This window comes from Streptacidiphilus carbonis, from assembly GCF_000787775.1.
Lineage (GTDB): Bacteria > Actinomycetota > Actinomycetes > Streptomycetales > Streptomycetaceae > Streptacidiphilus > Streptacidiphilus carbonis.
Genome location: NZ_BBPM01000064.1, coordinates 32,771 through 42,568 on the forward strand (window position 1 = coordinate 32,771; position 9,798 = coordinate 42,568).

General features: G+C 70.5%; 7 protein-coding genes. 2 read left to right on the forward strand and 5 right to left on the reverse strand.

Going from position 1 to position 9,798, the window contains the following annotated elements; translation table 11 throughout:
* Positions 1–63: 63 nt before the first annotated feature.
* The gene (gene hpf, locus TR46_RS32235) at positions 64–696 is read right to left on the reverse strand and encodes a ribosome hibernation-promoting factor, HPF/YfiA family (protein ID WP_042408914.1); all 633 of its coding nucleotides are present in this window, start codon (positions 694–696) and stop codon (positions 64–66) included.
* A gap of 399 nt (positions 697–1,095) precedes the next feature.
* Between hpf and TR46_RS32240 the strand changes: the two genes are divergently transcribed.
* The gene (locus tag TR46_RS32240) at positions 1,096–1,869 is read left to right on the forward strand and encodes a ComF family protein (protein ID WP_042408937.1); all 774 of its coding nucleotides are present in this window, start codon (positions 1,096–1,098) and stop codon (positions 1,867–1,869) included.
* On the opposite strand, the gene TR46_RS32245 is transcribed toward TR46_RS32240, so the two are convergent.
* From TR46_RS32245 to mtrA, 3 genes are all read right to left on the reverse strand, one after another.
* Positions 1,857–3,758: an LpqB family beta-propeller domain-containing protein gene (locus TR46_RS32245; protein WP_042408916.1), complete on the reverse strand. Its 1,902-nt coding sequence runs from the start codon at positions 3,756–3,758 to the stop codon at positions 1,857–1,859. The genes TR46_RS32240 and TR46_RS32245 overlap by 13 nt on opposite strands.
* Positions 3,748–5,745 (reverse strand): MtrAB system histidine kinase MtrB, encoded by a 1,998-nt coding sequence (gene mtrB / locus TR46_RS32250; RefSeq protein WP_052433282.1) that lies wholly within the window; start codon positions 5,743–5,745, stop codon positions 3,748–3,750. Before mtrB ends, TR46_RS32245 begins: the two co-directional genes overlap by 11 nt.
* Before the next feature lie 148 nt (positions 5,746–5,893).
* Positions 5,894–6,571 carry an MtrAB system response regulator MtrA gene (gene mtrA / locus TR46_RS32255; RefSeq protein WP_030260697.1) on the reverse strand — a complete coding sequence of 226 codons (678 nt, stop codon included), beginning with the start codon at positions 6,569–6,571 and terminating at the stop codon, positions 5,894–5,896.
* A 283-nt stretch (positions 6,572–6,854) separates the two neighbouring features.
* Here mtrA and TR46_RS32260 point away from each other — a divergent pair, with 283 nt between their 5' ends.
* Positions 6,855–8,174, forward strand: coding sequence for a DUF7847 domain-containing protein (locus TR46_RS32260; RefSeq protein ID WP_052433283.1), 1,320 nt, complete (start codon positions 6,855–6,857; stop codon positions 8,172–8,174).
* A gap of 18 nt (positions 8,175–8,192) precedes the next feature.
* Here TR46_RS32260 and TR46_RS44730 read toward each other — a convergent pair whose 3' ends face one another.
* Positions 8,193–9,599 carry a hypothetical protein gene (locus TR46_RS44730; protein ID WP_152626809.1) on the reverse strand — a complete coding sequence of 469 codons (1,407 nt, stop codon included), beginning with the start codon at positions 9,597–9,599 and terminating at the stop codon, positions 8,193–8,195.
* Positions 9,600–9,798 lie beyond the last annotated feature (199 nt).

The following is a 9,798-nucleotide window of genomic DNA, read 5'->3' on the forward strand; positions in this document are numbered from 1 at the left end:
GCGGCAGCGTGTGCCGCGCCCCTGCCGCGCCCCTGCGCCGAATGCGGGACAACTGCCGGAGTGCTACTCCCGCCCCTCCAGCTTCAGATGGATGACGCCGTAGTCATAGCCGTGCCGGCGGTACACGACGCTCGGCTGCATGGTGTCTGTGTCCATGAAGAGGAAGAAGTCGTGCCCGACCAGCTCCATCTCGTAGAACGCCTGGTCGAGCGCCATGGGCACGGCCGCGTGGGTCTTCTCGCGGACGATCAGCGGACCGTCGCCCTCGATCTCCAGCGAACCGATCCTCGTCTTCGGCGCGGGCTCCGCCAGCTCCTCCGGGGTGGCCACGTCGGGCGCGGACGAGAGCCTCGCCGTGGCCTCGGCCACGCTGATCGGGGAGCGCGGTCCCTTGTGCACCCGCCGCCGGTCCGCGACCTTGCGCAGCTGCGCGTCCAGCTTGGCGGTGGCCAGGTCGAGCGCGGCGTACGGGTCGGGGGCGCATGCCTCGGCCCGGATCACCGGTCCCCGGCTGTGCAGCGTGATCTCCACGCGCTCGGAGCGCTCCGCCTGCCGGGGGTTGCGCTCCTTGGAGAGCTCCACGTCCAGGCTGATCACCTTGCCGTCGAGCTTCTGGATGTGCTCCAGCTTCTCGCTCACGTGCTTGCGGAACCGCTCGGGCACCTCGGTCTTCCGACCCTTGACGACGATGTCCACGCAGAACTCCGATCCCTTGCACTGTTGCCGGTCGAACCCTCAAGGTCCGCGCGGCCCATCGAGTACGCAGCACCGCCCGCTCGGGATGGGCGGAACCGCCCCTCACATCCCTTCCTCCCCACTGAAGACGGTTGAAACCCCATGGAACAACGGTTCCCGGGATTCCGCCCGCCCGTCACCGGGAGGACATGTCGCGATCGGGGCGGCCGGGGGTGGCCGGCGGTCGCCGGAACCTCCTGAGCACCCAAAATCGCGGCAGTGCGGGGCCTTGTACAGCCCTCGCGTCAGTCCTACCCCCGTACGGATGAACTCACGGTAAAAGTCCCCGCGGCCCCGGACCGCCGCTGCATGCTGTTCTCCCTGCTCCGCGAAGTCCGACCGCCGCCGACCGGAGTCCCCGTGACCAGTGCCTCCGTCCGCCTCTTCGACGCCGCCCTCGACCTGCTCGTCCCGGTCCAGTGCGTGGGCTGCGGCCTGCAGCACGCCCAGCTCTGCGCCGCCTGCCGGGAGGAGCTCGACCGCGCTCTGCCGCGCGCCGCGCGCCCCCACGCCGCGCCGCCCGGACTACCGGAGGTGTATGCAGCAACCACCTACGACGGCGCGGCCCGGCAGATCCTGCTGGCGCACAAGGAGCGCGGCGCACTGCGGCTGGCCCACCCCCTCGGCGGCGCGCTCGCCCGCGCCGTACGCGCCGCCGTACCGACCGGCGGCGCCTCCCGCAGCGCCCCGCTGCTGCTGGTCCCGATGCCCTCGGCGCCGGCCACGGTACGGGCCCGCGGCCACGACCCGACCCGCAGGCTCACCCTGGCCGCCACCCGGGCACTCCGCCGCGCGGGCGTGCCCGCCAGACTGCTGGCTGTGCTGCGCCAACAGCGGGCGGTGGCCGACCAGTCCGAGCTCGGCGCGGCCGAACGGCTGCGCAATCTGAGCGGGGCACTGACCGTGCCCCGGCACCGGCGCTCCCTGCTCGGCCACGGCCGGATCGTCCTGGTCGACGACCTGGTGACGACCGGCGCGACACTGGCCGAGGGCGCCCGCGCCCTGGCCGAGGCGGGCGGCGACGTCCTGGCGGCAGCGGTGGTCGCGGCGACCGTCCGCAGGGACGGCCCGGCGCCGGAGGACCGACCGGACGGCCGACGCGGCGGCCGGCCCGGCGCGGCCTATCCCGGGTAGCTCGGCATGGGTCCGCTGGTACTGCCGTTGGTGGTCAGCACCTCCCAGCCGCCCTTCTCCCAGCGGTAGACCTTGCCCCGCTCGGCACTGTTGGCGGCTCCGCTCGCATCCCCCAGGTAGGGCGCCTTGAGGCCGGTGCCGAGGGCGCTCGGATCCTGCTGCAGGGCGCTGATACTGCCCATCCCCTCCGCGTACGACGGCGCCTGGGGGCCCGCCATGACGCCGGAGGAGCCGTCGATGTCCCAGACCGAGGGGGCCTGGCCGGTGGTGGCCTGCTGACCGAGCACGATGATGCTGTCCCCGTCGTTCCAGGAGAGGGACTTGACGCTGGTCAGGGTGGAGGAGTCGGGGACGATGGAGTGCAGTCCCGCGACCGTCAGCTCCGGGGAGCCGGCGCCGGTGGAGCGCTGGATCCGGCCGACCTGTACCGAGGTGGTGCCGTTGTCGATGACGGTCAGGACGATCCTGGCACCGTCCGCGGCGACCTTGGCCTCGGTGACCCGTCCCTTCAGCCCCTGCACGGTGACCGGTACGACCGTGTCCCCCCCGTCGGCGGCCTCGACGGCCCCGAGCCCCTGCCCCGAGGGGTCGTTGCTGACCGTCCACAGCGTGCCGAGGCTGTCCCAGCTCAGCGAGCCGAAGCCGTACGAGTCGGTGAGCACCGCGTGGGTCGGGGCCGACGTACTGGTCAGACTGCTGACGTAGAGAGACTTCTGATCGTGCGACAGCACCGCCACCCAGCCGCTGACGTCGGGGGCGACCGCGAACCCGCCGATCGCTCCGGCGGTGACGGGGGCGAGCAGCCTGCTCACCGGCTGCCCCTGGACCGGGAGGTGCCGGGCGGTCCCGGCGTCGAGGCTGGAGAGGTGTCCGCTCGCGTCCACGAAGTACATCGTCGCCTCGTTGGTCACCGACTGCACCGGCGAATAGGAGTTGTCCTTGGTCGCGACGCAGGAGGGTGACGAGGCGTCGCCCGCGTAGAGGTTCAGGCCGGTGATCGTCTGCCCTGCCTGCTTGGCCTGCTGGGTCGGCACCTGCGCCAGGGTGAAGAAGAGCTGGGCGGCCATCCGGTAGCAGGCGGCCGAATTCTTCTGCAACTGCTGGGCGGCCTTCGCGTTGAGCCGCACGGACGCGGTTCCGTCCGACCCCACCTGCACCGTGGGCTGGGAGGCGGAGAGGGCGGTTCCGTTGGGGAACCCGGGCTGCACGGCCGGGGCCAGCCAGGCGCTCGAACCGCCGAACAGGATGTTCGCGGCGTCGGTCAGCGGGTCGATGTGGCTGCGCACGTAGACGGGGTCGGCCACCAGCGGAGAATTCGTGGTCGCGGACTGGCCGGCGATCGGGAAGTAGACATCGACCGACTCGTATATCCGCTGGAAGTCCTCCTTCTTGAGCACCAGTCCGTCGGGCAGCTTGTCGATCGTCCAGTCCTTGGAGCCCTTGGCCTTGGTGAAGGTGAAGTCCTCCTTGAACTGACCGCTGCTGGGCGTGAAGGCGTGCCGCGCGTCGAGAGTCGCGACCTGGGTGCCGCTGACCTCCAGCACCATCCTGGTGGTGTTGTTGCTCTTGCCCGGTACCGGAACCACGTTCAGGTCCTGCAGCACAGTGGCGCTCTGCTCCGGGTTCCAGGACTTGGCGGCGTTCGGGGACAGGAACAGCTTGGCGGTCTGGTAGTCGGAGTCGTCGGACACCAGATCGTCGAGGAAGCCCGAGAGCAACTGGTCCGGTGATGCCTCCGCCTTCGGCGGCTCGGCGACGACCACCACCTGCTGGGCGTCGTTCGCGCTGGTGGTCTGCCGGGGCGGGGTGCCGCCGTCGGGCATCGCGGCGCAGCCGGCGAGCAGCACCGCGGAGCCGAGCAGCGCCCCGGCGCGGAACTCACGCCTCATCGTCGTCCGCTTCCGATCCCTCAACGCGCCCCTCCTTGGACACCACGACCTGCGCGCCCGTGACGCCGTACCCGGACGACGCCCGGACATCCGCGGGATTGCTGGGAGGCGGGGCGGCCCGGCCCGGCGTCTCGGGGATCACGGAACCGTACCCCAGCACCCCGCCCAGTCCGGAACCGAGCCCGGTGCCGAGCACCGCCGCGCCGCCCGGCTCCGGCGCCTCCGCGGCGCGGGGCGATCCGACCCGGGAGGCGCGCATGTACGGCATGCCCGGCACCGCCAGTCCGCGGTTGGCCAGCGAGTCGGCCGGCTCCAGCGGGATCGGGGAGCGCAGGATCTCGCCGCCCGCGTTGCGCGGCAGCGTCAGTCGGAACTGCGAGCCCCCGCCCGGTTCGCCCCAGGCGTGCAGCCAGCCGCCGTGCAACGCCGCGTCCTCCAGGGCGATCGACAGGCCGAGTCCGGTACCGCCGGTGGTGCGCGCCCGCGCCGGGTCCGCCCGCCAGAACCGGTTGAACACCCGGGACGCCTCGCCGGGCTTCAGCCCGATGCCGTGGTCCCGCACCGCGACCGCGACCGCGCCGTCTCCGGCCGCCAGGACCACCTCGATGTCATTGCCCTCGCCGTGCTCCAGCGCGTTCACCACCAGATTGCGCAGCACCCGCTCGATCCGGCGCGGGTCGACCTCGGCGACCACCGGCTCGTCGGCGCCGCGCACCACCACATTGCTGCCCTTGGTCCTGGCCAGCGGCTCGGCGGCCTCGATCACCCGGCCGACCACGTCGCGCAGGTCCGCGGGCTCGGCGTCGAGGATCGCCGCACCCGCGTCGAACCTGCTGATCTCCAGCAGGTCGGCCAGCAGCGACTCGAACCGGTCCAACTGGTTCTGCAGCAGTTCGGCGGAGCGCTCCGCCGCCGGGTCGCCGAAGTCGTCGCGGGACTCGTAGAGCAGGTCCGCCGCCATCCGCACGGTGGTGAGCGGGGTGCGCAGTTCGTGCGAGACGTCCGAGACGAACCGGCGCTGGACCCGGGAGAGCTCCTCCAACTGCCGGATCTGGGTCTGCAGCGCGGCGCCCATCCGGTTGAAGGACTCGCCGAGGCGGGCGATGTCGTCCGTCCCGGAGACCTTCATCCGCTCGTCCAACCGCCCGTCGGCGAGCCGCTCCGAGATCTCGGCGGCCATCCGCACCGGGGTCACGACCTGACGGACCACCAGCCAGGAGATGGCGCCCAGCAGGACCACCACGAAGATCCCGGCGGTCGCCAGCGTGGTCCCGACCAGGTTGAGCGTCTGGCTCTCCAGCGTGAACGGGAAGACGTAGTAGAGCTGGTAGGTGGTCTGCTGCTTGGCCCCCGCTCCGGTGATCGTCAGCGTCTTGCCGACCACCAGACCGGACTCGGGCTTCTTGTTGGCGGCGTGGGTGTAGTAGATGGTCGTGTACTGGGCCTGGTAGGTGCCCGAGTTCTCGACCACGCTGTCCCGGAAGGCCGTACTGATGGTCCGGTCCGGGTCGACCCCGCCGACCTCGCGCGGCACGCTGGCCTTGGACTTCTCGATGCCGGTGTCCGGCACCATCCCGACCACCATGTACTGGCCGGCACCACTGCTGGCGAGAAAGCTGACCTGCTGGGACAACAGCGTGCCCATGTCCAGGCCGTCGGCGCCGGGGGTGCCCGGCTGACCGCTGCCGGCGGCGTTGGTGCCGTTCTTCTGCGCCGTGCCGGCGAACGCGGTGCCCTGACTGACCGCGGCCTTGAACCCGTTCTCCGCCTGGGTCACCGCGGCCTGGTCCTTGGCCTGGAGCAGGCCGTTCCGCACCGTCTTCATGACCACCAGGCCGAGCAGCAGCACCGCCCCCAGCGACAGCACCAGGGTGATCGCGACCACCCGCACCTGGATGGAGCGCTGGTAGAGCGCGGACATCCGCCGGTACGGACGCCGCAGCCGCCGTCCGAACAGCGACAGCAGCGACTTGGTCCCGGCGAACATGCCTATCCGGTGCACCCGCACCGAGGAGGCGCCGAAGGGATGCGAGGACAGCGCCTCGGCCGGACTCGCCGCGGGCGCGCCCTGCCACTCAGGAGAAGTCGACCGCCCGCCGTCCGGCCCGGGCGCGACGGGGGTCCGACCGCTCATCTCAGCTTGGTCCCGCCTTGTAACCGACGCCGCGCACCGTCACCACGATCTCCGGACGCTCCGGGTCCCGCTCGATCTTGGAGCGCAGTCGCTGCACATGGACGTTGACCAGCCGCGTGTCGGCGGCGTGGCGGTAGCCCCACACCTGCTCCAGCAGCACCTCTCGGGTGAACACCTGCCACGGCTTGCGCGCCAGCGCGACCAGCAGGTCGAACTCCAGCGGCGTGAGCGGAATGCTCCGGCCGTCCCGCTTCACGGAATGCCCGGCCACGTCGATCGTCAGATCGCCGATGGCCAGCTGCTCCGGGCTCGGCTCCTCAGCCCGGCGCAGGCGGGCCCGTACCCGGGCCACCAGCTCCTTGGGCTTGAAGGGTTTGGTCATGTAGTCATCCGCACCGGACTCAAGCCCGACCACCACGTCCACGGTGTCGGTCTTGGCGGTGAGCATGACGATCGGCACACCCGACTCGGCGCGGATCTGACGACAGACGTCGATCCCGTCCCGGCCCGGCAACATCAGGTCGAGGAGCACCAGGTCGGGCTTCACCTCGCGGAAAACAGCCAGAGCCTTGTCGCCGTCCGCGACAAAAGACGGCTCAAAACCCTCCCCGCGCAGCACGATGCCAAGCATCTCAGCCAGAGCAGTGTCGTCATCGACGATCAAGACGCGTCCCTTCATGGTTCCCATGGTCTCATTACGGAAACGTGACCTGGGGCACAGTCGGCAGAGACTTCCGCCACTCGTTCGACTTTCCGGGCCTTACTTGCCTCATTTTCCGGACAAAACGGACAGAGGGTCATCTCACATCCGCCTTGATCTGCGGCGGCGCGGTGTGTCGGGGAATGCGGTGGCCCGTGCGGGCGCCCGAGGCACGGATACCGGCCGGATGCCTTGGAATCAGGGGGCGCCGACATGACACGATGTGAGCAACGGCATCACGACAGAGACGGACCATCGACGAATGACCGACACCCCGAGCCGGCGCCCCGCGGAATCCCCGGCTCCCTCGGCCCCCTCGGCTCCGGAGTCGGCCGACACCCCGGTCGCCGCACCGATCGCCCCCGTCGCAGCCGCAGCCGCAGCGGCAAACGCAGACGCGGCGAAGGACGACGCGGCGGCCGGAACACCCACGCCCGTGATCCCGGCGCAGGGCGGCACCGCGGCTCAACCGCCCCGTCGCTCGTACGCTCGCACCGACGCCGGCCACGGGTCCGGCGTCCCGGGGCCGGCCTGGCCCACCGCACCCGCGCCGGTGCCTGTACCCGCGCCCGGATGGAACCCGCTGCCTCTCGCGCCGGTCCCGGGGTGGGTGTGGTCCGGGAGTTGGATCCCCAAGCCGGGTATCGTCCCGCTGCGCCCGCTCGGCATCCACGAGATCCTGAGCGGCGCGTTCGCCGTGCTCACGCGCTACTGGCGAACCGCGCTGACCGTGTCCGCAGCAATCGCGGCGGTCTCCCAACTGCTGGTCGCCCTGGTCACCGCGGCCCTCCCGGCGGGCAGCACCGGGGTCGACCTGACCCTGTCCAGCACCGGCGACCCCAATGCGGACCTGCACCGCGCCCTCACCAGCCTCGCCGACATCGCACCGCTCGGCGGTGCCACCGGAGCCATCAGCCTGTTCGCAGGCACCCTCGCCACTGCCGCCCTGGCCTCCGTGGCGAGCAAAGCCGTCATGGGCAAACCCGCCTCCACGGCCGAGACCTGGCGCACCGTCAGCTCCAGGCTGCCGTCCGTCCTCGGGCTCGCCCTCTTCGTCACCTGCGCCACCTTCGGCACCCTGGCCGCCTCCGCCGCTCCCTCCCTGATCGCCAACGCCGCGGGCGCCTCCGACGCCGCCATCTCGGCCACCGCCCTACTCCTGCTCCCCGGCTCCGCCGTGGCACTGTGGCTGTGCATCTCCATGAGCCTGGCCGCACCGGCCCTGGTCCTGGAACGCCAGGGAATCCGGGCAGCGGTGGCCCGTTCCTTCCGGCTGGTCCGCGGGGCCTGGTGGCGGGTCCTGGGCGTGACCGTGGTCGTCGGCATCCTCACCGACATGGCCAGCGGGATCATCGCCCTGCCGTTCACGGTGGTCGACTTCGCCATCAACGGCAGCGGCTCCGACGGCACCGCAGCCTCCTCGCTGCTGCTCGCAGCCATCGGCGGCTTCATCGGCGGCGCCCTGACCTTCCCGGTCACCGCCGGCAGCTCCACCCTCCTCTACATCGACCAACGAATCCGCCGCGAGGCCCTCGACCTCGAACTCGCAGCCGCCGTCGGCATCCCCGACTACGGCCACTGAGGACTGGCGGTCCGGCCGTCAGAGCATGTCGGATGAGATGCCCTCAAGATCGGCGACCACGTCGACATCGCCGGACGGGTTGTAGATCGAGACATAACCGTCGGAACCCACGGGAACCAGCACCAGATTGGGCACTGCTCGCCCGACGACCAGGTTGAGGTTGGAGGCCGTTGGGCGGGCCGTGCCATCGGCGTAGACGGTGAGGTAGCCCGACTGGGTCGCGTCGACTCCGGTGACATTGAGCAGAGCGAAGCAGATCCCGAGGTCGCTTCCCGGATCCGTGACCTTGACCCGCACCACGCCGCCCGCCTGGAGCTGCCCCGTGGCGGCACCGATGCCATTCCGGGTGTCCAGGACTCGCGTCGGCGTCAGTGCGGTGAAGTTCGCATGGCCCGAGGACTGCTGCGGAGAACCGTAGTAGCCCTGGACATCGGCGATGAGGTCGATGGCGGTGGCCTGGCTGTACAGAACTACTCGGCCATCGGCCCCGACCGGCACCGTGACCTGGTTGGCCAGTGTCTGACCGGCAGCGAAGTTGACGTTGGACACGTTGGGCCTGCTCGAACCTGAGGGATAGGCGCTGACGTATCCCGCTGAAGCGGCGTCGGTCACCGTCAGATTGAGCACGACCGCTGTCGTACCCGACGGCATGGCCAAGGAGACGGTTCCACCGCGGGTGACCTTCCTGGCCGGCGCGCCCAGGCCGGAACGGGTGTCCAGGACCCGCGTCGGTACGGTCATGCCGTAGGCCAGGAACTGACCCTTGGTCACCGACGCCGTGGCCTGCTCGTACCCCTGCACGTCGGCCACGAGGTCCAGCGGCGCGGAGTGGCTGTAGAGAACCACACTCCCATCCGCGCCGACCGGCACCGTGACCTCGTTGGACACGGTCTGCCCGGCCACGAAGTTCAGGTTGGAGGCGTTGGGGAGGGCGGACCCGGAGGGATAGGCCGTCACATAGCCGGCTCCGACTGTGTCGGTCTCGGTCACATTCATCACCACGGCTGTTACGCCATTGGCCGGAATCCCGTGGCTCCCCGCGACCTTGAGCGTGACCGACCCGTTGGCAGGCACTCTGCGGCGCGGAGTACCCGTGCCGGACCGCGTGTCCAGCACCCGCGTCGGCGTCATCGACACAAACGCACTGCCCACCCTCACACGACGAGTGGCCACGACATGCTCGCCGATGCCATCGGTGACGTCCGTGCTGATCGCATAGACCCCGGGGGCCGGATAGGTGTGCCAGTGGTCCAGATCCGGCGTGGAGGTGATGTCCACGGCTGCTGACCCATCGCCAAAACTCAGGGAATCACGCGTGATTCCCCCTGAACCGGCCGGATACGAAGCCGCATCGACTGTCAGTGGGGCGCCTGGCCCACCAAAGTAGGTGCCGATCGGCGCAGAGAGCGATTCAGGCTCTGCCATGGTCCGCGCGCTGGCACTCGGTGCTCCTGTGCCCAATGCCAAGAGCAAGGCAAAAGGTATCAAAAGGGTTCGCATCGCCACTGATTACTCTCCTGGAGCACTGGGACGGGCACACTCTAGCGACCCCGCGCCCTCCGAAGATCGTCTTTCCGAGAACAGGGGCGGTCTTGTTGCTGCTGAGCGCTGCGAGGCACTGTGG

Bases quoted from the DNA above. Each gene is read 5' to 3' on its own strand.
- mtrA (WP_030260697.1), bottom strand. From the start codon at position 6,571: ATGAAGGGACGCGTCTTGATCGTCGATGACGACACTGCTCTGGCTGAG.
- TR46_RS32260 (WP_052433283.1), top strand. From the start codon at position 6,855: ATGACCGACACCCCGAGCCGGCGCCCCGCGGAATCCCCGGCTCCCTCG.
- mtrB (WP_052433282.1), bottom strand. From the start codon at position 5,745: ATGTTCGCCGGGACCAAGTCGCTGCTGTCGCTGTTCGGACGGCGGCTG.
- TR46_RS32245 (WP_042408916.1), bottom strand. From the start codon at position 3,758: ATGAGGCGTGAGTTCCGCGCCGGGGCGCTGCTCGGCTCCGCGGTGCTG.
- TR46_RS44730 (WP_152626809.1), bottom strand. From the start codon at position 9,599: ATGGCAGAGCCTGAATCGCTCTCTGCGCCGATCGGCACCTACTTTGGT.